The sequence below is a fragment of the Pseudomonas panipatensis genome (genome assembly GCF_900099785.1).
In the GTDB taxonomy this organism is placed as follows: domain Bacteria; phylum Pseudomonadota; class Gammaproteobacteria; order Pseudomonadales; family Pseudomonadaceae; genus Pseudomonas; species Pseudomonas panipatensis.
In genome coordinates this window covers 91139-112495 of sequence record NZ_FNDS01000012.1, presented here as the reverse complement: position 1 = coordinate 112495, position 21357 = coordinate 91139, and the positions used below count along the sequence as shown (strand labels likewise).

General features: G+C 62.8%; 20 protein-coding genes. 7 read left to right on the top strand and 13 right to left on the bottom strand.

The features are described from left to right. Positions 1 to 28: 28 nt before the first annotated feature. The 8 genes from BLQ74_RS23510 to BLQ74_RS23475 are packed head-to-tail and all read right to left on the bottom strand — an operon-like array spanning position 29 to position 9066. Positions 29 to 1177, bottom strand: a complete 1149-nt coding sequence (locus BLQ74_RS23510) for a glycosyltransferase family 4 protein (protein WP_090267397.1) — start codon at positions 1175 to 1177, stop codon at positions 29 to 31. Continuing rightward, positions 1178 to 2311, bottom strand: a complete 1134-nt coding sequence (locus BLQ74_RS23505) for a glycosyltransferase family 4 protein (protein ID WP_090267394.1) — start codon at positions 2309 to 2311, stop codon at positions 1178 to 1180. Continuing rightward, positions 2295 to 3683 (bottom strand): glycosyltransferase family 4 protein, encoded by a 1389-nt coding sequence (locus BLQ74_RS23500; protein WP_090267391.1) that lies wholly within the window; start codon positions 3681 to 3683, stop codon positions 2295 to 2297. The genes BLQ74_RS23505 and BLQ74_RS23500 overlap by 17 nt, the downstream gene beginning before the upstream one ends. Continuing rightward, entirely contained in the window at positions 3680 to 4942 is a 1263-nt protein-coding gene (locus BLQ74_RS23495) for an ABC transporter ATP-binding protein (RefSeq protein WP_090267389.1), read from the bottom strand. The genes BLQ74_RS23500 and BLQ74_RS23495 overlap by 4 nt, the downstream gene beginning before the upstream one ends. Continuing rightward, complete coding sequence (locus tag BLQ74_RS23490; protein WP_090267388.1) at positions 4942 to 5739, bottom strand: ABC transporter permease; 798 nt, start codon at positions 5737 to 5739, stop codon at positions 4942 to 4944. The genes BLQ74_RS23495 and BLQ74_RS23490 overlap by 1 nt, the downstream gene beginning before the upstream one ends. Continuing rightward, entirely contained in the window at positions 5739 to 7175 is a 1437-nt protein-coding gene (locus BLQ74_RS23485) for a mannose-1-phosphate guanylyltransferase/mannose-6-phosphate isomerase (RefSeq protein WP_090267385.1), read from the bottom strand. The genes BLQ74_RS23490 and BLQ74_RS23485 overlap by 1 nt, the downstream gene beginning before the upstream one ends. 5 nt (positions 7176 to 7180) lie before the next feature. Beyond that, a complete protein-coding gene (gene gmd / locus BLQ74_RS23480) occupies positions 7181 to 8152 on the bottom strand; it encodes a GDP-mannose 4,6-dehydratase (protein WP_090267382.1) in 972 nt (323 codons plus the stop codon). Continuing rightward, complete coding sequence (locus tag BLQ74_RS23475) at positions 8149 to 9066, bottom strand: GDP-mannose 4,6-dehydratase (RefSeq protein ID WP_090267379.1); 918 nt, start codon at positions 9064 to 9066, stop codon at positions 8149 to 8151. Before BLQ74_RS23475 ends, gmd begins: the two co-directional genes overlap by 4 nt. A gap of 106 nt (positions 9067 to 9172) precedes the next feature. On the opposite strand from BLQ74_RS23475, the gene BLQ74_RS27485 reads away from it, so the two are divergent. Continuing rightward, complete coding sequence (locus tag BLQ74_RS27485; RefSeq protein WP_170842860.1) at positions 9173 to 9346, top strand: hypothetical protein; 174 nt, start codon at positions 9173 to 9175, stop codon at positions 9344 to 9346. A 514-nt stretch (positions 9347 to 9860) separates the two neighbouring features. Beyond that, on the top strand, positions 9861 to 10943 hold the full coding sequence (locus tag BLQ74_RS23470) for an acyltransferase family protein (protein ID WP_170842859.1): 1083 nt from the start codon (positions 9861 to 9863) through the stop codon (positions 10941 to 10943). 15 nt (positions 10944 to 10958) lie between these two features. Here the strand turns inward: BLQ74_RS23470 and BLQ74_RS23465 are convergent, their stop codons facing one another. The 5 genes from BLQ74_RS23465 to BLQ74_RS23445 all read right to left on the bottom strand — a co-directional run bounded on the left by BLQ74_RS23465 (position 10959) and on the right by BLQ74_RS23445 (position 17726). Beyond that, positions 10959 to 12332, bottom strand: coding sequence for a hypothetical protein (locus BLQ74_RS23465; RefSeq protein WP_090267373.1), 1374 nt, complete (start codon positions 12330 to 12332; stop codon positions 10959 to 10961). Positions 12333 to 12407: 75 nt separating this feature from the next. Continuing rightward, positions 12408 to 13847: an ArnT family glycosyltransferase gene (locus BLQ74_RS23460; protein ID WP_170842858.1), complete on the bottom strand. Its 1440-nt coding sequence runs from the start codon at positions 13845 to 13847 to the stop codon at positions 12408 to 12410. A gap of 11 nt (positions 13848 to 13858) precedes the next feature. Next, entirely contained in the window at positions 13859 to 14680 is an 822-nt protein-coding gene (locus BLQ74_RS23455) for a class I SAM-dependent methyltransferase (protein ID WP_090267370.1), read from the bottom strand. A 71-nt stretch (positions 14681 to 14751) separates the two neighbouring features. Continuing rightward, positions 14752 to 16296 (bottom strand): glycosyltransferase, encoded by a 1545-nt coding sequence (locus BLQ74_RS23450; protein WP_090267366.1) that lies wholly within the window; start codon positions 16294 to 16296, stop codon positions 14752 to 14754. Continuing rightward, positions 16293 to 17726, bottom strand: coding sequence for a glycosyltransferase (locus BLQ74_RS23445; RefSeq protein WP_090267363.1), 1434 nt, complete (start codon positions 17724 to 17726; stop codon positions 16293 to 16295). Before BLQ74_RS23445 ends, BLQ74_RS23450 begins: the two co-directional genes overlap by 4 nt. Before the next feature lie 276 nt (positions 17727 to 18002). Here BLQ74_RS23445 and BLQ74_RS23440 point away from each other — a divergent pair, with 276 nt between their 5' ends. The 5 genes from BLQ74_RS23440 (at position 18003) to BLQ74_RS23420 (ending at position 21354) form a co-directional block, all read left to right on the top strand. Further along, positions 18003 to 18200: a DUF1127 domain-containing protein gene (locus tag BLQ74_RS23440; RefSeq protein ID WP_090267360.1), complete on the top strand. Its 198-nt coding sequence runs from the start codon at positions 18003 to 18005 to the stop codon at positions 18198 to 18200. A 102-nt stretch (positions 18201 to 18302) separates the two neighbouring features. After that, positions 18303 to 18620, top strand: a complete 318-nt coding sequence (locus BLQ74_RS23435; RefSeq protein WP_090267357.1) for a DUF2388 domain-containing protein — start codon at positions 18303 to 18305, stop codon at positions 18618 to 18620. Positions 18621 to 18727: 107 nt separating this feature from the next. Beyond that, positions 18728 to 19021 (top strand): DUF2388 domain-containing protein, encoded by a 294-nt coding sequence (locus BLQ74_RS23430; protein ID WP_090267352.1) that lies wholly within the window; start codon positions 18728 to 18730, stop codon positions 19019 to 19021. Positions 19022 to 19060: 39 nt separating this feature from the next. Next, complete coding sequence (locus tag BLQ74_RS23425; RefSeq protein ID WP_090267349.1) at positions 19061 to 19396, top strand: DUF2388 domain-containing protein; 336 nt, start codon at positions 19061 to 19063, stop codon at positions 19394 to 19396. Continuing rightward, on the top strand, positions 19396 to 21354 hold the full coding sequence (locus BLQ74_RS23420) for a DUF7844 domain-containing protein (protein WP_090267522.1): 1959 nt from the start codon (positions 19396 to 19398) through the stop codon (positions 21352 to 21354). The genes BLQ74_RS23425 and BLQ74_RS23420 overlap by 1 nt, the downstream gene beginning before the upstream one ends. Positions 21355 to 21357: the final 3 nt, after the last annotated feature.

Here is a 21357-nt window from a genome sequence, read left to right as displayed (position 1 = left end):
AGTTAAAAACTGTACTGGTGAAAGGCCGCTAGATTGAGCGGCCTTTCTGTATGGATACGGCCTTCTCGGCCAGCAGTTCGCGGTATAGGTCGGCCCAACGGCGCCCCATGGCTTCGGCCGTGAACAGTTCCCGATAGCGCGCTTCCGCGTGCTCGCCCATCGCTGTCGCAGCGACAGGATTCTCCCAGAGCCAACGCATCGCCTCACGAAACGCCTGCGGGTCGCTGGGCGGCACGACCAGGCCGGTCAGCCCGTGCGCATTGATGTAGCTGGTCCCGGTGCCAATTTCGCTGGAAATCATCGGCTTGCCGTACATGGCCCCTTCCAGCAAGGAAATGCCGAAGGCCTCTGAGCGCAGGTGGGAAGGGAAGACGATGGCCCGACTCAACTGCAGCAAGGCAACCTTGTCCTCCTCGCTGACACGCCCGAGGAAGCGGACATGGCTCTCGACACCCAGCGCCGCCGCCTGCGCCTTCAATTGCTGCTCCAGCGGCCCGGCACCCACTACCACCACCGGAAGCCCCGTCCCCTGGACAGCCTCCAGCAGGATGTGTAGCCCCTTGTAGTAGCGCATCACCCCGACGAACAGGAAGAAGCCATCGCCAACCTGCCTTCGCCAGTGTTCCAGCCGCTCATCACCCGGCTGTGGATAGCCCGACTTGTCCAATCCGTAGGGAATCACTTCGGTCTTGGACCTGTAGCGACACAGCACTTCGCTGCTGGCGAGGTAGTTGGGCGACGCCGCCACTATGCGATCGGCACGTCCCAGGAAGCGGTGCATCAGCGGCTGGTAAAGCTTGAGCAAATGGCGCTGCCGCACGATGTCCGAATGGTAGGTCACCACCATTGGCTTGCGGATCCCCGACGCGAAGTGCACCAGGTCCATGAATGGCCAGGGAAAGTGAAAGTTGATGATATCCGCCTGGGCGGCCAGTTCGCGGAAGCGCGCCAGCACGCTATAGGAAAACCCCGTCGAGGCGATCTGCAGGTCGAGGCGAGCGCGGTGCACACGATGACCATCGACTTCCAGCACCGCAGGCTCGGGGTTGGCGCTCAGCGTCAGGACCTGATTGTCGATCCCATGCGCAGCGCCACTGCGGCATAGCTGATTGATGACTTGTTCGATACCGCCAACCGAGTCGGGCAGGTAGGTCTTGAAGAAATGCAGAATTCGCATTCAATCCCCCATGGCTTGGCGATAAGTATCGGCGGTAATTCGCGCACAGGCGCTCCAACTGAACGCTTCGGCCCGGCGCAGCCCCAGCGACCGGCGGCGGCCCCACTCCTCGTCGTCCTCCAGCAGCCGCAGCATGGCCTCGGCCATCGCCTCGTCATCGTCAGGAGCGACGAAACACCCGGCCTCTCCAGCCACTTCCGGCAGCGATGAGGTACGCGCGAGCACTACCGGTACGCCGCTGGCCATCGCCTCCAGTACCGGCAGCCCGAATCCCTCGTAGCGCGACGGGAACAGCAGCAGGCGCGCACCGGCAAGCAACTCGGCGAGGACTTGATCGCTCTGGTAGCCCAGCAGCCGCACCTGACCCGACGCCAGTGCCGGCCCCAGAGTGGCATTCAACTGCTCGCTGCGCCAGCCTGGCATGCCGGCGATCAGCAGCGGAAAACGAGCGCGCAGCACAGCCGGAAGCCGCAGGTACGCGCGCAGAGCGAGTTCGAGGTTCTTGCGCGGCTCCAGGGTTCCGACGCAGAGCAGGTAGCCGCCCGCCGCCAGCCCGAACGGCGCCAGCGTGTCGCGCAGAGCCTCGGCGGAACGAGGGTGAAAACGCGGCGCATAACCCAGGGGGGCGACCACCACCCGCTGCTCCGGCAGACCAAAGTGCGCGCGTATCTCGTCAGCCACGAAATGTGAGTCAGTCAGGATTCTGCTGGCCCGCCCCACGCCCTCGCCGACGCGCCGCTCGATCTCCGCCAGGCGGTCGCGCGGCTGGGTTTCGGGGTAGCGCACATGGGTCAGGTCATGCAGGGTCATCACCATGGGCCCATCGAAGTCCAGCGGCCACAGGCTCGGCTCGTGGTACAGATCGACCCGACGCCGACGCAGCCCGCGCTCGAACCGTCCCTGTTCCAGCCAACGACGAATGCGGTAGGCGCCGGGTACCTGCTTGGCCAAAGCGCTCCAGCGCGAATAGCCGGGTAACGCCGCCTGCGGAAGATCGGCTCCCCAGCCCCAACCATGGAAATAATCGAGTTCGATATCCCCGAGCGACCCCAGCGCCTCGGACAAGGCCGCGACGTATTGGCCGATCCCGGTTCGCGGTGCCTGCAGGATGCGTGCATTAAGTGCAACCCGCATGCGGCTCCCCCTGCTCCGCGGGCTCAGGCCGACGCTTCGGCCTCAGCGCGCCCAGCACGCGGTCGATCAACTGCTGACTGGCTTCGCGCCAGCCGATCCAGCGCCACTCGGAAACGTCGCGCGCCGCCGGGAAAGCGCCGCTCGCCTCGAAACGCTCCACCAGATCCGCCAGCGTCTGCGGCTGTGCCAGGTCGAAATAGGCCATGAATTCTCCGCCGATCTCGCGGAACACCGGGATATCGCTGGCCATGACCGGCAACTGGCGCTGCATCGCTTCGACCAGCGGCAGCCCGAAGCCCTCGACGAAGGAAGGGAAGACCAGGGCGCGGGCATTGGCGTAGGCATGCTCCAGGCCGCGGTCATTGAGCTTGTTGAACACGAAAAGACGCTTGTTCAACTCGGGATGCCGGCGAATCCGCGCCATCAGCTCATCGCACTTCCAGCCCACCCGACCGATGATGCACAGGCGCACCGCAGAACCACGCGCCCACAGACGCTCGAAGGCATCCAGCAGGTAGCCGTGGTTCTTGCGCGGCTCGATGGTACTGACCATCAAGTAGACAGGCGCACCCGCGTCGAACATTTGCACAAGCTGCGGGTCAAGCCGGGAGGTCTGATCCACCAGGTCGAGCTCGGAGCCCAGGTAGAAATGCTCGAACCAGAGGCGCTGGGCAGCCTTCTCGCCGCGACGGCGGACGATCTCGTCGCGCACCTGGTCGCGAATGGTGGTGGAAATGCAGATGAAGCCATCGGCCATTTCGGCGATCCAGTCGAACCAGTGGTCGAAGACCCGGACCAAGCCGGCGTCGCAGAACTGCGGGTGGGTCGTGGGAATCAGGTCGTAGATCACCGACACGATGCCCACCCCCTGCGCCTTCAGCCGCTCGGCGACCGGGAAAAAGTCGGCATGCCAGGACGAGTCGAGCAACAGCAACTGGTCTCCCGGCTGGATTTCCAGTGGGCTCATGCGCTCCGGCACCACATGGTTGCGTGACGCGAAGAGGGCAACGCGCAACGGCAGGGTAATCGCCAGGCTGGCCAGCTTGCACAGCACGTAGAGTACGCGCCGCGCATTCCGCGAGCGGTTCATCGGCCAGCGTCGATCGAGGCGCGCGTGCCACATCCAGTAGGTGTTGCGCAGTTGCTCCAGGGCGATGCGCATCCGGCTGTGCCAGGGCAATGACTTGCCGGACAAGGGCGCGAGATGCAACACCCGGTGCATTTGCCCACGGGCAAAGACCACCGGGATGCATTCGGCGTCCGAGCTGACCTCGCCGAGGTGACGGATGACGTTACGGACGACCCGCTGAATCCCCGAGTTCACATCGGGGTGCTCGAAGACATAGGTGCACTCGACGAGTAGGCGCGTCACGAAAGACTCCGCATCAGTTCCTGTTCCCCAGACCGAAGACCGCGGTCGACGGTCAGCTCGGCGCCCAGCCAGGAGTAGCCGATGAAGTTCTCCCGGGTGCTGTTGACCACATGGAAGATCATCGCGCAGTCGCGCCATTCATAGTTGCCGTCCAGGTGCGAATCGAGCTTCGACAGGCTCAGCGAGACCGAATAGTTGCCCTGGCCCAGGCGCATGGGGAAGGCATAGCGGTAGAGGATCCGCTCGCCGACCTTGAGGTCCCTGAGCTCCTGCTTCAGGCGATGGGAGTTGATGCCGTACATGGCTTGGCCAAGGCGGTCCTTGAGCATGAACCCCAGCACCAATCGGTCGATGTCCTTGTTCACGCTGACGGCTACTTCGAGCACCACGTCATGCCCCACTTCGACCACCTCGGTGGGCTCGCCGTGGGCGTCCAGCAGTCGAACGGAATCGACTTCGACTTCGCCGGTGCCGGAGATGGTGCGGGTCTTGCCGTTGGCCAGCATCTCCTGCCGCACCAACTGGTTGAGACCGTCGCCCATGCGCGCGTGGTAGTAGTCCATGACCATTTCCGGGTCGCCCTGCATGGCGACTTGGCCGAACTCCAGAAGCACGGCTCGATCGCAGATCGACTGGATGGCGAAGCGATCATGGGAAACGATCAGCAGCGTGGTGCCATCCCGGCGGAAGCTACGAATGCGCTCGAAGCTCTTGTGCTGGAAGTAGGCATCCCCCACCGAGAGAGCTTCGTCGACGATCAGGACATCGGGGCGGCGGGCCGTCGCCACGCTGAACGCCAGGCGCATCTGCATGCCGCTGGAGTAAGTGCGCACGGGCTGGTCGATGGCGTCGCCTATTTCCGCGAACGCCTCGATCGACGGCATCAAGGCTTCGATCTCATAGCGCTGCAGGCCCAAGAGCTGCGAGGCCATGAAAACGTTCTGCCGACCAGTGAATTCCGGGTGGAAGCCCATGCCCAGTTCCAGCAACGCCGATACCTGGCCACCGACGCTGCAGCTACCGCAGGTGGGCATGGTGGTCCCGGTGATGATTTTCAGCAGGGTACTCTTGCCGGCGCCGTTGGAGCCGACTATCCCGACCGCTTCGCCTGGCTGGATGTCCAGCTCGATCCCCTGCAGCACCCACTTCTGCTGATGCCTTGGCTGGCCGCCGGGCGTCAGCCATTCACGCAAACGCGCCCAACGCGACGGGTACTGCCGGTAGGCCTTGCCGAGCTGGTGAATTCGAATGTGTCCCATCAGAGTTCATCCACCATTTCACCCGAGCGACTGCGAAACAGCAGCAGCGCCAGACCACACACCACGGCCGCGATGAGCACCAGGGGCAACAGATGCAACCACTCCGGCCAGCGCCCAAAGAGAAACAGGTCCTGGTAAGACTGGATCAGGGCGGTAAGCGGATTGAGCTGGACCAGCCGGCGAATCGGTTCCGGCAGAATGCTCAGCGGGTAGACGATGGGGGTGAACCAGAACCAGAACTGCAGGACGATCCCGAACATCTGCCCGACATCGCGGAAGAAAACATTGAGCAGCCCGAGCAACATCCCCAGCCCGGCGGCGAAGGTCAACTGGAGGAACAGCAGGGCCGGGAAAGCCAGGAGCGCGATGCCCGGCAGACGCCCGCTGATCACCAGGAATCCGCAGAACAGCGCAAAGATGATCATGAAGTTCAGCAGCGCATTGCTGACGCTCACCAACGGCAAGCAGATGCGCGGGAAATTGAGCTTCTTCAGCAGATTCGCATTGTCCAGAAACATCGTCAGGCTGCGGGAAACCACCTCAGCGAACAGCCCCCAGGTGAGCAGGCCGGAGCAGAGGAACACGCTGTACGCCAGCTTGTCGTCCACGCCGGGCAAGCGGGCACGCATCACTTCGGAGAAGATCACCGTGTACACCAGGATCATCGCCAGTGGATTGAGCACGGTCCAGGCCGCACCCAGAATCGAGCCGCGGTAACGCGACTCGAACTCCCTGCGTACGCTACCAACGATGAAGCCGCGGTACTGCCACGCACCCTTGAACATCCTCAGCAACATCAAAGGGCCCTGCCGTACTGGTCCTCGAAGCGGACGATATCGTCCTCTCCCAGATACTCGCCGCTCTGCACTTCGATCATCACCAGATCGATGACCCCCGGATTCTCCAGGCGATGTTTGTGCCCGGCAGCGATATAGGTCGACTCGTTGCTGTTCACCAAGCGTACGCCATCGCCATTGGTGACCTTGGCCATGCCGCGCACCACGATCCAGTGCTCGCTGCGATGGTGGTGCATCTGCAGGGACAGGGAGGCACCCGGCTTGACCACGATGCGCTTGATCTTGAAGCGCGGCCCCTCCTCCAGCACCGTGTAGGTTCCCCAGGGACGGCTGACGGTGCGATGCAGGCGATAGGCCTCGTGCTCGCTATCCTTCAGCTGCTTGACCACTTTGCGCACGTCCTGCGCCCGGTCGGCGTGGGAGACCAGGATGGCGTCGGCGGTGTCGATCACGATCAGGTCGGAAACCCCGACCGTGGCAATCAGCCGGCTCTCGCTCTGCACATAGGTATTCTGCGTATCGACGAAGACCGCGTCGGCCGCGGCGCGGTTGTTCTGTGCATCCGGCTCGACCAGGGCGCTCAAGGCATTCCAGGAGCCGATGTCGCTCCAATCGAAAGCGGCGGGAATGACCGCTACCCGCTCGGAGCGCTCCATCAACGCATAGTCGATGGAAATGTCCGGGAAAGCGGCGAAATGCTCGCTACTGAGTTCCTGCTGCAACACGCTACCCGCCTCGTCGGTGGGGCTGGCGGCATGGCAGGCCAGGGCGCAGGCGAACAGCTCCGGCGCATGCCGCTCGAGCTCACTGAGCAGGGTGCCGACGGTGAAGCAGAACATCCCGGAGTTCCAGAGGAACTTGCCGCTGTCGAGGAAGCGCCGGGCGGTTTCCAGATCCGGCTTTTCCACGAAACGCAGAACCTTGGCGCCTTGCCGATCATCCAGCTCATCGCCCATTTCGATGTAGCCGAAGCCGGTCTCAGGCGCGCTCGGAACCACGCCGAAGGTCACCAGATGGCCGCTGGCGGCCAGCGCCTGGGCGTGCTCGACCGCCCGAGCGAAGGCCTCGACATCGCGGATCAGGTGATCCGCCGGCATCACCACCAGCGTCGCCTCGTCACCCAGCCGATCGCGGATGGCCAGCGCCGCCATGGCGATCGCCGGCGCGGTATTGCGCCCGCAGGGCTCCAGCACGAAATGGCCGCGCTGGGCCAGCTTGGCGGCCTGGAAATGATCCTTGCTCTGGAAGTAGTAATCACGGTTGGTCACCGTGACGATCTCACCGCCGCCAGCCAGCAAGCCAGCCGCGCGACGATAGGTCTTGTGCAACAGCGTCTGGCCATCCGGCAGAAGCATGAAGGGCTTTGGCTGCCCCTCGCGGGATACCGGCCACAGACGCGTTCCGGCGCCGCCGGAAAGAATCACGGGAACCAGCATGGCCGTTACTCCTTGGCGACGCGACGCAGGTCGGCATCCAGCATCATGTGGATCAGCGACTCCAGGCTGGTCTTCGGGCTCCACCCCAGCACGCGCTCGGCCTTGCCGGGATTGCCCAGCAATACATCGACCTCGGCAGGACGGAAGAACGCCGGATCGATGATGACATGGTCCTGGTAGTTCAGCTCCACATGCTCGAAGGCGATACGGCACATTTCGCGCACGGTGGTGGTCACCCCGGTGGCCACCACATAATCGTCTGGCTTCTGCTGCTGCAACATCAGCCACATCGCCTCGACGTAATCACCGGCAAAGCCCCAGTCACGCTTGGCGTCGATGTTGCCCAGGCGCAGTTCGCGCTGCTTGCCGAGCTTGATCCGGGCCACGGCGTCAGTGACCTTGCGGGTCACGAACTCGATGCCGCGCAGCGGCGACTCGTGGTTGAACAGGATGCCGCTGGAGGCATGCAAGCCGAAGCTCTCGCGGTAATTCACGGTGATCCAGTGGCCGTAGAGCTTGGCGACCCCATAAGGGCTGCGCGGATAGAAGGGAGTGTTCTCATCCTGCCGCTCCGCCTGGATCAGGCCGAACATCTCGCTGGTGGAGGCCTGGTAGAAGCGCGTGTGCGGGCTGAACTGGCGAATCGCCTCGAGCAGATGGGTAACCCCGAGGCCATCGACGATGCCCGTGGTGATGGGCTGGTCCCAGGAGCTGCCGACGAAACTCTGCGCACCGAGGTTGTAGACCTCATCGGGCTTGGCCTTGATCACCGCGCGCTGGATGGACGAAGCATCGGCCAGGTCGCCATCCAGGTACGTCAGTTCGGATTCGATACCCAGTTCACGAAGGCGCCAGCGTGTGTCGGAACTGCGCCGAGCCACCAGACCAGATACGCGATATCCCTTTTCCAGCAGCAGTTTGGCGAGATAGGCACCATCCTGGCCCGTCACCCCAGTAATCAATGCATTTTTTATCATTGTTGCGATACCCGTGATTCCCAGTCGGACAGCATCGTCGTCAGGGTTTGTTTTATCGTTATGTTCGGTTTCCAACCCGTCGCGTTCCGCAGCTTGGCGTGACTGCCGCAGACTCGACGTTGCTCCGCACGCCTCATTCGTGCGGGATCCTGGACCAGCTCCAGGTCGACGCCAGCCAATTCCGCCAATTGCAGAATAAGCTCGCGAATGCTGCGCTCCTGCCCGGAGCAGACGTTGTATATCTCCCCGCCAGTTCCTTTATCCAGAATGTGGAAGTACGCGTTCACCACATCTTCCACATCCAGGAAATCCCGCGTGACATCCACATCACCGACCTCCAGGCACGGAGCCTGCAGGCCCAGGCGGATGCGGGCCACCTGCTGCGCGGCACTGGCCAGCACGAAGCTGTCCTTCTGCCCCGCCCCCACATGGTTGAACGGCCGTGCCAGCATGATGCGCCAGCCCTCCGTATAACTCCATTGCTGACAGAGCAACTCGGCTGCGACCTTGCTCACAGCGTATGGATTACGTGGGCGAGGCGGCATCTCCTCGCGAATCGGCAAGGACTGCTCGTCGACCTGGCCGTAGACATCCCCCGAACTGACATACAGGAAACTACCGTTGAACCCGCTTCGCTTCAGCGCCTGCAGCAGGTTCAGCGTACCGAGCAGATTCACCTCGAACGTCGCCGCCGGATCACGAAAGGCCGCCGGCACGAAGGTCTGTCCCGCCAGGTGAATCACCGCGTCCGGCCGCGCCTCCGCCACGACTGCATCGAGCGCCTCCGCCCGCAGCAGGTCGAATCTTTCCGTCTCCACCAGTCGCCAGCCGAGCTCCGGCGAGCGATCGAGATAAGCCTTCAAATGCTGGCCAACGAAACCGGAAAGACCGGTGACGAAGAGTCGCTTTTTCATTGAATCACTCTCTCTGATTGCTGACAGAAAAGGGAGCCTGTTGCGCTGACCGGTCAGTCAGTTGCACCACAGAGCATTCGCAACTGCGTCCACCTACAAAGCGGCAATGCCGGATCTCGTTCTCGCCGTGGCCAATTCGCTCGCAGAGCACTCTATCGGCCATATGGGGTCGCAGACCATTGATGGCCCCGGCATGCGGACCAGCCTGAAGGAGAACGCGGTTGACTTGCAGAAGGACAACAAACGTCAAGCTCAAGGCAATGCCGAGAGCCGGGGATGAGGCGACGCAACAGAGTAGAAGCGCAAGAAAAGCATGCTGGAGCGCCGCGGATTGGCAACGAGACCCAGAGACCGACAGAGAAGCACGGACAACAGCATTTCCCCCCCACTGACGCGGACGTATCAGTGTCACCAAGCCTTTCAATTGACCTCGAGACGACTGACTCACTACGGTAGCATGCACGCCATTTGCCCCCGGATGGCTTATAAGAATTCTGACGAAACCTGCATTGATCTACACGCTATTGGTAGCAATCGCAACCAAAAACAACAATCTTGAGCAAGAGCTGACAGCATGGTCTTTACCAGCAGCGACACCAGCGCCCATTGCGTAATGATGGGCACCGAAGCAGGCCATTCAAAGACGCGAGAGGTTCTTGACTCGCCCTGGCCGCCGACACCTGATCGTTAGCATCGTCAACCCGAATCCTGAGCGCCTGTTCAAGCGTCCGTCCTAATTACCGCCCGCCCATCCATGCCGCATCGAGTACCCAGACGGCCAGGACCCCATGCAAATGCAGATAAATGACAACAAGGTCAAAACACTCCACTTCAGTGCACTCGACGGATTACGAGGCCTCGCTGCCATCGCCGTGGCCCTTTTCCATTGGCTGCTGAACTTCGCCGGCTTCCTCGCAGTGGATTTCTTCCTGGTACTCAGCGGCTTCATCCTGGCTCACCGCTATCTGTACTCGGATAGGCCGATCAGCAGCGGCCGGTTCGTCATCAGCCGCCTGGCCCGTCTCTATCCGATGCACCTATTCGGCCTGCTCAGCTACGCCGCAGTCTACACATTGCTGGTGAAAGACATACCGCGCTACCCGGACGGCACGCTATTCACCTTCATCCAGCAACTTACGATGACCCACAATATCGGCCTGAACACTCATGGCCAGACTTGGAATGTGCAGAGCTGGTCGATCTCCGTAGAGTTCTGGCTGAACCTGATCTTCTTCTGCTATATCCGCCGCACCACCAGCAGCATTGGCCTACTGCTGATGAGCGTTGCCGGCCTTCTGATCATCTTCAACCTTACCGGGCATATCGATACCACCTACCAGAATTACTTTCAGGTGATCAATTCGGGCTTGCTGCGCGGCTGGTCATCTTTCGTACTGGGCATCCTCGCTTACAGAGGCTGGCTACTGGCCCGCAGGATCGAATGGCAGCCCCTGACGATCCTGATGGCGGAATGCATTGTCACCCTTGCCACACTGACACTGTTCTTCGCACGTAACGGCAACATGCGCTCTCTGGATATATTCGCGCCCTTCGCTTTCACTGCCTTGGTACTGGTATTCGCGTTGGAACTAGGGCCACTCGCCCGTCTGATTCGCAGACTGAAGTGGCTGGGCAACATTTCTTACTCGATCTACCTGAACCACTTGGTCGTACTGATGCTCGTCGACACCGGGCTGGCCAGCCTAGGACTCAGCCATGCGGCTCTCACCCCGATCTATCTGGGCAGCCTGCTGGTCTACTCGATGCTGACCTACCGCTGGATAGAACTACCGGGCAAGGCATGGATAGCCCGCGCAGTTAAGCAGCAGAGAGCAAACCACAGCGTTGACGCACGCGGCGACGAACTGCGCTCCTGAGTCGAAGCCCCCTGCTCAATGTGGCGCAAGGGCACTGACCTGCCCTTGCGGATCGATTTCATACTGCGCCTGCTCATGAGGGACGAATCGCATGTTCGGATAGCGCAGCGGAAGGATCTGGCTATATGGCTTGGCGACCTTCAACCAGTCCCCATACACGTAGAGAGGCAGGTTACCCTCGGCTACCTGGACGCTCCCGGCAGGCAGGGCATCGAGGCTCGCCAATAGCGTCCGCATGTAGCGCGAGGCCTGCTTGTGCACCGGCCCTGTGGTATGCGCGAATGCTTCTTTCGCCGCGTGGTAAGCGGCAAGAGGATAGATAAGGCAGAACATCAAAACCGCAGCGCTCCATGTCTTCGATTGCACTCGCTGAGCGGCGCCCCGGCTCTCATCAGGCACCGGGTTCAGAATCAGGCAAAGGAAGATCGCCGCCAGGAAGAACACCTCATAGTAATAACGCAACGCGCCCGCCAGAAAGGCGCCGAGCAATTGCCCCCGGCTCGAGCCCGCGATGAGGAGGAAGTTCAGCGCTAGCACGCCCAAAAGAGCCAACCAATAGATAACGTTTTCGCGCTTCCGAAGACAGGTGACGAGTATCAGCGCGCTCCAGCAAAGCACGACCAGCGCCTCAACGAGACCCCACTGCGAAAGCTCCCGCAACAGCACCAGGTTCATCAGGACGCGGAAGAACGCTACGGTAATTTCCAGCGCGACATCGGGAGAAGTGGACACATCGGAGCGCTGCACCGGAGCGAACTTCAGGTACCAGCCGACATAGGCCAGAGACAGTAACAACAACACCGCGCCCGGAACATAACGGCGCCACGCCTTGAGCGCTTCTCGCCAGCTCAGGCAAAACTCCAGCGCCAACACATAAAAGGGAATCAGTACCGCCTTGCTATAGAAGCCCAGGGCAATCATCGCACTCAGAAAACAACCAATGAGTTCGATCGGCCGCTGCCGTTCACGATATCTCAGGTAGAAAAACAAGCTGACAAGCGTCAATAGCACGTAGGGCAACCGATGAATACCGGCACTCCACCAGATGATCAGGTGCAATAGCGCGGAGTTACAGGCGCACAGCAGGACCAAAGGTGGATTCCAGGGACCTTTGCGAACTTTTTCCAGCACCCGGTAGAGCATCAGGAGCGAAGCGAGCTGAAATGCGATCAGAAGCCACACCGCCAATGAAAAGTTGAGCGGCGCCAGCTTAAGCAGCAGGTAACTGAACAGCCTGTGCAACGGAACGAAGTGAACGTCGATGGGGGTCAGCAGGAACTCTTCGAATGGAAGCGCCCCCGCCAACTGAAAATGATCGTAATCGTCGGCGATGAAATAGCTGTTCGCGAGCGTGAAGCGAGCAGTCCACCAAGTGAACATCACCACCATTGATACGACCAGTATCCATAGCCAATTGGCAGCTAACCGTCTGGCCAAGGGTGGGTTACGCACGCCCATACTCGGTTACTGCCCCTTTGCGAAGATGACACAGCCACTGTCCTGACTGCGGCGCGGGTGGCCATCCCAATCAAAGTTGGCCAGGTAGGGCGGGAACAATGCACTGTCGCAAAATACCCGATAGTCATTACTGCGCGCGGGAAAGACCTGCACCATGCTGTGCGCCGAAATACTCCACAACGCCCCCGCGCGAGCGAAGTCAGTAAAGAAGAACGGCTCCACACCGGTGTAGCCGAAGGAAACCGTAGTACCCGGCGGTAGTTGGGCGATCCACGCTTTGATCTTGGTTAATTCCTGCTGCGCCAGGAAATGCCGGCCCATGAGTTCAAGGCGTGGCCACATCGGCGCGAATTGCGCGTTCTTGGCCCACGCGTATTGACCCAGCGGGTAAAGCAGCAGCCCGGCGAGCAGGGCCGTCACCAATCGCCAGCCCTGGCGGGAGCCCAAGGCGAGATAGGTGACCAGCAGGCTCAGCAACAGCAGCCAAAGGGCAAAGACGAAGGCAAAGCTGTACCACATGTTGTGCCCGTTGAGCGCCAGCGCCAGAAACGCAGCCGCGTGAAGCGTCAGGATGACATCCTCACCGAAGCGGCGGCGTAGACACAGCTGAACGAGCGCGACTGACAGTACGCCCGCCACCTTCATCCAGCCCCAAGGGCCATCCATTACCGGCGATCCCAACTTGAAGCTGAACTGGAACTTCATATCTTCCAGGAAGCCGCCGATGTGCTTGATCGCAAACACGCCATAGCCGGCTAGCGCCAGCAGCGCCAGCACCAGCGCCAGCAACTCGCCTGGACCAATTGACAGGTCCTCCCGGCGGAGGATCTTCCACGCCACCAAGGCGGCATAGGGCAACAACAGGTAAACCGCGTTGAAATGCACCAGAGCACCCAGCAGGACCAACGCCAGTCCCAGCCCATAGCGCCCACGCAGCATGGCCAGGAGCGAAGCGAGGAAAACCAGGGTATACATGGCCTCCATACGCGCGAGGTTGGAGATCGCCAGCGAATAGGGTGAGAGGAAGGCGATCAAAGTCAGCAAGAGGGCGGCGATCGCCCACCTACCGCTGAACTGCAAATGGCGCAGTATTCCCAGCGCGACGCCGAAGGCGCCGAGGTACAGGAAACAAGAGACCCAGCGAGCCAGCTCGAAGCTATAGCCGAACACCTTGAAGACGGCGGCGAGCAAAAGCATGTAACCGGGCGGCATCCACATCAGCACCCGCTCGCTGTTCAGCCCGTAGACGAAAAAGCTGCCGGTGCGGCTGAACTCGAAGGCCTGGGCTATGAAGGCCGTTTCGTCGTTCCAGGGGATCGGGAACTCGAATCCCATGCCAAGTCGAACGGTTAACAGCGCGGCAACCAGGATCACCACGGCCGCTAGAACGTAATAGCGACCAACGCAAGCATCGCCGCGAGAGGGAGATGGGCCAACTTCGGGCATCGACACGCACCTCACAACGGCTTGCGCGCGATGATCGCCTGGCTCTTGGGCATCGCCCGGTCCAGTGCCCGCTTGATCCGCGGCCCGTCTTCCATCGACAGCAACAGGTTCCAGGTCCGCGTCCAGCTATCCAGCAGAGGATGCCAGGGCGGCGAAAGATCCTGCTTGCAGGCCCAGAAGAAGAACCACCAGACGGACCAGTAGAATCCGTATTGAGTCCTGCGCTCGATGACCAGCCCGGACGCCTCGATCAGGCGCTCGAACTCTTCACGCTGGAATACGCGGATGTGGTTGGGCTTCTCGAAATAGGCAGGCGGCGCCAACTCCTTCTGCACGCTTTCGCCCAGGGGATCGGGCACGGTGATCAGGTACTGCGCGCCCGGCTTGCCAACCCGCACCAGCTCGCTCATGAACTGCGCGGGATCGTCGACATGCTCCAGCACTTCCATCGCGACGATCTTGTTGACCCGCGCATCTGGCAAGGGAATGGGATTCGCGTCGGTCACCAGCGGCAGCATCGCGCGCGCGGCAGAGCCCTGCAGGGCACGCTCGACCGCGGCCACCTTGTCGCCATCGATGTCGGCGAAGATGACCTCCGCACCGCGCTGCGCACAGAACTGCACGAAGGGCCCATCGCCGCAGCCGATATCCAGAACGGAGTCCTCCGCGCGAATGGGGAAGCCCTCGAACAGTTCGTCGCTCTCCTGCTTGAACCAGCCACTGAGAGAGGTATCCGTCAGCGTGGAAAGATCTTCAGCAGGTTCGACAGCAGCAGGCGCAGGCGCCTCGACGTCAGGCGCTCGCCGTTGCAGGCGCTTAATGAATTGCAGCATCTCGGCTCCTAGATAACTTCAAACAACGGCATTCAAGCCAAACGGCGGATGACCCGACCCGGCCTTCCGGCTCATGCTTCAGCCCTCTCGTTCAGCTTCAGCAACGACGCCAGGCGTGCACCGGCAGTGGCCCTGGAGCAATGCTCGCGCATGCGCGCCACGCTGGCGGCGGCCATCTGCCGGTAACGCTCCGGGTTTTCCATGAAGGTTCGATAGGCTTCGCGATAGGCCGATACCAGAGAGGCCCAGTCGATCTGATGACGCAAGGTGCGATAGGCGAGCCGTGGATCGTGCGGCCAGGCGGTGGCGTCCAGCCAACTGTCGACCACGAAGGCGATATCGGCGTCGATGTAATCGGCCATCGCGGAATGACAGGGTGCGACGGCCGGTTTGCCGCAACTGAGGAACTCCATCAGCGGCAGGCACTGCCCTTCGCCATGGGAGGCATTGACGACGAAAGCGGTGGAACGGATCAGCGCGGCGTAATCGGCGCCGTCCAGGAAGCCATGCAGCAGCACCACCCGGCACTTGAAGGCAGGCATCCGCGCCATGCACATGAGCATGTCATTCATCGCCGACTGGTAGTCGTGGTGACCCAGCTTGAACAAGAGCGTGGCATCGGCAGTGTCACGAAACGCCGAGCAGAATGCGGTCAGCATATCGACCCAGTTCTTGCGGCCGTCATACGGGTTGAATACCGCGGTGAAGACCACCCCCGACAATTTCAGGCAATGCTCGGCCAGGGGTAATTCCGGCATGTCCTTCAGCGTCCCCGGCAGTTCCGGCAAGCCACCCGGCTCTACCGGGTTCGGCGGCTCCATCTGCCTCTGCGCCTCTGGCGCCGACTCGCTCACGCCGGCGGCGGGGCGCAGGAGGTCAAGCCAAACCAGGCGATACCACTCCACCAGATAGCGCAAGGTGATGCGCAGCCGCGACTCGCCCGCCGCCACCGCAGCCGCCTGCGCCGGCGCCTTGGGTGGTTCAGGCGGCTGAGCCGGCTGCTCGCGCTCACGGGCATCGGCCACCGCTCTGGCCACCGCATCGGCATCAGGGATATAGGGCGCCAGGGAAAGATCGTGGCTGTCCATCAGCACCCCGGAACGCACGCGGATCTCCGTGTCGATAGCGGACGACTGGCCCGGATCGTTCTCGCGCAGCGGCGCGAAGCGGTCCCACACGGGAGCGGGAATGGAAAGGATGGGATAGTCAGCCCCCAGTTCGTTCCTGACCGCTTCGACGGTCAGGTTCGAGTGGGTGATGGCCTGGCCGCAACCCGCCAGGACGGCGGCCCAGTTCTGTCGTTCGTCGTCCAGCCAGCACTGGTTGGGAATCGAATCGAACTCCCAGGCGAACACCGGCACCGTCGGGCAACGCAGCCCCTGCGCCGTCTTGTGCGGCGGCGTGAAGCTGAGGAATACGCAAGCCTCGCCACGCTCGCGGGCCTGCTCGTAAAGGGCATCGACTTCCGCCTGCGGATGCTCGACGACGATGACCTCGCCAAGCTCGCGCAGCAGCGGAAGAAACTCCTTGAGCACGAAGTAGTAGCTGTAGTCGGGCAACCCGAGACTGCTGGCGATCTGCGCGGCGCCCACTTCGGAATGAACCAGGAATCTCATGTCGCGGCACTCCGGGTCTGGGTCTCTGACGTGACGCGCGCGCGCTCGGCGACCTGGTCGAGAAATGCATCCAGGGTGCCCGTCACGACCGGCAGCGAGCAGAAGGCTCGCATTTTTTCGTACGCGCTCGCGGACATCTGTGTGTAGCCCCGCGCATCCGCCCTGGCCAGGGCGTAGCTGTCGCGGAAGGCCTGCATCAACGACTGCCAGTTGAGTCGATAACGGTGCGTGGCCAGCATCCCGGTCGGGTCGTGCGGCCAGCAGGTCGGCTCCAGGGCACCCTGCAACAGGAAGCCCATGTCGGCCTCCAGGTAGTCGGCCATGGCCGTGTGCCTGGGCGCCAGAGCGGGCTTGCCGGCGCTGAGGAACTCCATGAGCGGCAGGCACAGGCCCTCGCAGGACGAAGCGTTGACGTAGTAGTCGCTCGCCGCCACCAGCGCACGATACTGGGCATCTTCGAGGAAACCGTGCAGCACGACGACCCGGCAGGCGAAGGGCGCCAGGCGCGAGAGCAAGGTCATCAACACGACCCGATAGTGCTCCAGGCTGTGATGGGTCATCTTCACCACCAGCGTGGCATCGGCGTTGTCGCGGAACGCCCAGCAGAAGGCGGTGATCAGGTCGATCCAGTTCTTGCGCCCGTCGGCGGGGTTCAAGACCGTCGTGTAGACCACGCCACGCAAGTCCACTTCGGCGATCGGCGCCTCGACCGGGGCAACCGCTGGCGCTGCCGGCGCTCGGCGGACTTCCCTCTTCCAACCATCGAAGAGCGCCCGGCTGAGTCGCCGGTAATGCCGCCAGCGCGACTCGACCGGCGGCACAGCCGCCACCTCGGCAACCGGATGTTCCTCGGGCTGGCGGACCAGGCCGTCGGCGCTGAGCCCCAAGGCCGGGCTATCGATAACGGTGCCGGCGAAAGGAAAACGGCGAGCGGAACGGCAAGGTGCATGGCCGTGCGGCGAACCGAGGTCGGCGAAGCGATCCCAGACGGGCGCCGGCAAGGCCAGGGTCGGCAACTGCTCGTGCATGGCCGACGCAACCAGGGCGGCCGCTTCGCGGCTGGTGGCGATGCAGCCCTGGACCCGCTCGAAGACATACCGCCAGTCATTGCGCGGGTCGCCCTCCCAGGCCACATCGGGAATGCTATCGAACTCCCAGGCGAACAGCGGAATCGTCGGGCAGCGCAGCCCCAACGGCGTCTGCTGCGGTGGGCTGAAGCTGAGGAACAGCACTTGCCTGCCCAACGCACTGTGCTGCTCGAACAGCGCGTCCACTTCCTCCAGGCGTTTCACCTCGATGACGGTTCCCAGGCGCCGCAACGCCGGGATGAACTCCTTCATCAGGAAGTAGTAACTGTATTCAGGCTTGCCCAGCGAGTGCTGAATGCTCTCCTGGGTGATCTTGGAGCCAATGAGAATGAGCCTTTCCATAACACCTACACAGGCTCCGCTCCTGCGCCACGCATCCATTGCTGGCCGGTCGGACCGATTGTTATTCGAATAAGGAGCGAATAGCACCAGTTCTGCAACAGTCTGGCAAGCCTTGGCGTCGGCAAACACAGTTCTCCCGCTGCGCAACCGTACAGTCACGATCTCCCGCGAACTGACCCGGAACAATCGGCGATGGCTGTGACTGGCCGGTCGTCGGCCGCCTGCGGAATCATGTCCTGCCATCAGCACGGCCCACAGCGGTCGGAGGACAGCGCAATGGATCGCACCCTGGGCAGCCTGCCCCTGCTATCGCCAGCACGCCCGCACCTGAAACTGTTCGGCCTTCTCCGCCAGTGGCGCCAGAACGTCCGCACACGCCGCCAACTGGCAGAGATGAGCGGCCGCGAATTGGCCGATGCCGGCATCAGCCACTGCCAGCGCGCAGAGGAGCTTTCGAGACCGTTCTGGCGCTGAGTCACTGCGCTGCGTCACTGGTCGCCCATGCCCGGCTCCGTTAGTCTGCGAGCAAGCACGATGCCCCCGCCGTGCTGGTTCGACCCGAAAGGAGCGTTTTTCATGAATCGTCTGCGTCTGCTTACCGCCGCCGCCCTGCTGACCTGCGCCAGTGGCGCCTTCGCCAGCAGCTTCATCGTCACTACCGACACCCTGGTCGATGCCACCAAGGCCACCTCGGACGGCACCACGGATGTCACCCACTCATTCCGCGACGACAAGATCGTGCTGCAAGCGCGCGACGATGCAGCCGCCTTCGTCGCCACCCGTGGCGACGTGCGTGGCGCGCAACTGGAAGCGGCGTTGCGGCATATCCGCGGCAAACTGCCGAACCTGGCCGCCAACGACCTGCAACTGGCCCAGGCCATCCTGGTCATCTGACCCCGCTCGACGCGGTCGCCATTGGCGGCCGCCGAGCGCCGCGCTCTGGCTCTCCGGGGCGCATTCCGTTAGCCTTGGCGGCTGTGCTTTTCCGATCGCCATTGTCCATGCGCATCCTGCTATTCCTGCTCACCGGCCTCTGCGTCGCCACCCCCGTGCTGGCCTTCGACCAGACCACCATGTTCGGCGCCCGCAGCAGCTACGTGACCAGCAAAATCACCAGTACGCCATTCGAGAACAAACTCCTCGGTGCCGCCCGCGACGACGCTGCCAGCTTCGTCGCCACGGACGGCCGGGTGCGCGGAGCGCGCCTGGAACAGGCGCTGCGCTGGTTGCGCAAACAGCATCCGGAGCTGGCGGCGAACGATCGGGAACTGGCCGAAGCGATTCTTGCCCAATAAGTGAGCCGGCAGCCGCTGCTGCTATTTCGGAGTAGTCCCATGCGTTTCAGCGCCTTTCCCAAGAGCCCCCTTCTCGTTGGTCTGCTGCTGGCTGTCTGCGCCACCGGCGCCCAGGCACGCTCGGTCGTGCACCTGAGCGAAATCCTCACCCGCGCCCTCGATCGCAGCCTGAACTTCACCTCCGACACCACCACCTCGGTGCGGGACATGAAGCTGGTCCGCGAAGCCCGTGACGACGCCGCCAGCTTCGTCGCCAGCGAAGGCGCCATCCGCGGCGTGCAGCTGGAAGCGGCGATGAAGATGGTGCGCGAACGCGTACCGGAAGCGCGCGATGCTTCCGATCAGCAGCTGGCCGAAGCCATCCTCGCCCTGTGATACCCCGCGGGAGCCGCTGGCTGGCGGCATTCGCGCTGTTCGCCGCCGCCAGTAGCCATGCCGCGCTTCGCCTGGATCTTCAGGATGCCGGTCTGAACCCGGCACAACGCCAGGCCAGCGAGCGATTGCTCGACGACGTCCAACAGCTGCTGCCCACGCCCTTCAGCGCGGCGCTGGACCGTCGCGTCGAGGTGGAGTGGCGCGATGACCTGCCGAGCAATGGCATCGGCGAAGCCATGCGTCCCGGCGCCATCGCCCTCAACCGCAAATACCTCGCTGCGCTCACCGATGGCAGCGCGGCAACGCTCAAGACCGGGCGCAGCCACGGCACCCTGCGGCGCGAGCTGCTCGCCACGGTCATCCATGAGCTGACCCACCTGTACGACCGTGGCCGTCTCTGGTCGCCGGCCGAGGCCCGCCTGATCCGTCGCTGCAGCCAGCAACGCGAGAGCACCGGCCAGATCGGCGAGGGCGCCGAATGCCGTGGTCAGGCCGAACGACGCTTCACCTTGTCGGACGACCCGCGCCTGCTCGATCTCGCCGGCTGGCCACAACGGGCCGGCAAGCGCGGTCTGCGCGATCCCGACAACCGCTTCATCCTGCGCAGCCCGGACCGCTACGAGCTGAGCAACCCGCGCGAATTCGTCGCGGTGAACATGGAGTACTTCGTCCTCGATCCGAGCTACGCCTGCCGCCGCCCGGCGCTTTACCAATATTACGCGGCGCGCTTCGGCGAGCGGTCACAGCGGCAGTCCTGCGCATCCGGCCTCGCCTACCTCAACGCCGGCCGCGATTTCGCCCACCAGCCGCTGGGCTACCTCGATCCGGAGCGGGTCTATGAGGTCGACTACCTGCTCGCCGAAGCCAATGACCAGTGGGTGAGCCGCTGGGGCCATGCCATGCTGCGCCTGGTAGTGTGCGCCCCTGGCCGCCCGCGCGGCCCGGACTGCCGCCTCGATCTGGACCAGCATCTGGTGCTGTCCTACCGCGCCTTCGTCGGCGACCTGCAGCTATCGAGCTGGGAGGGGCTGACCGGCGCCTACCCGTCGCGACTGTTCGTGCTGCCGCTCTCGCAGATCATCGAGGAATACACCAAGGTCGAACTGCGCAGCCTGGCCTCGGTGCCGCTCAAGCTCGATCGCGCACAGATCGATACCCTGGTCGAACGCGCCGTGCAGAGCCACTGGAGTTACGACGGCAACTACTACTTCATTTCCAATAACTGTGCGGTGGAAACCCTCAAGCTGCTGCGCAGCGGCGTGTCCGATCCACGCTTGCAGGACCTCGACAGCATCACCCCCAATGGCCTGCTGGAAATCCTCGAGAACCGCGGCCTGGCCGACGCCAGCGTGCTCGACGATCCCAAGCGCGCGCTACGCTTGGGTTATCGCTTCGACTCCTTCCGCGACCGCTACCAGGCGATGTTCGCGGTCATCACCCAGCGCCTGGATATCCCGCAGCGACGAGTCGAGGATTGGCTGGCCCTGCCCGCCACCGAGCGCCGCGCCTGGTTCGCCAAGGCTGACCTGCGCGCCAGCGCTGCCTTGCTGCTGCTCGAACAAGCCTCGTTGCGCCGCCAACTGCAATTGGCCCAGGACGAACTCAAGCACCTGTACCTCGGCCAGCGCGAAGATATCCACAGCGATCCCAAGTTGGTCGCCGCCGGCAAGACCTTGCAGCAGATCCTCGACGACAGTGGCTTCCTCAGCCAGCCGGCGGAACTGCTCGACACAGGTTATGGCCTGCCGCAACCCGGCGAGTCAGCGCACCTCGAACAGCAGACCCAGGCGCGCCAGGCGCGCTTGCGCCAACTCAGCGACAGCCTCGATCAGGAAGTCCGCGCACTGCTGGTGCCCGAGCGGCGCGCCGAACTGGCTGCGCTGGAGAGCAACCTCAAACAGCTCGGCACCCATCTGCGCGCACTGCACAAGGCCGCCGGCGGCTTCGAATTGCCCTGAGTC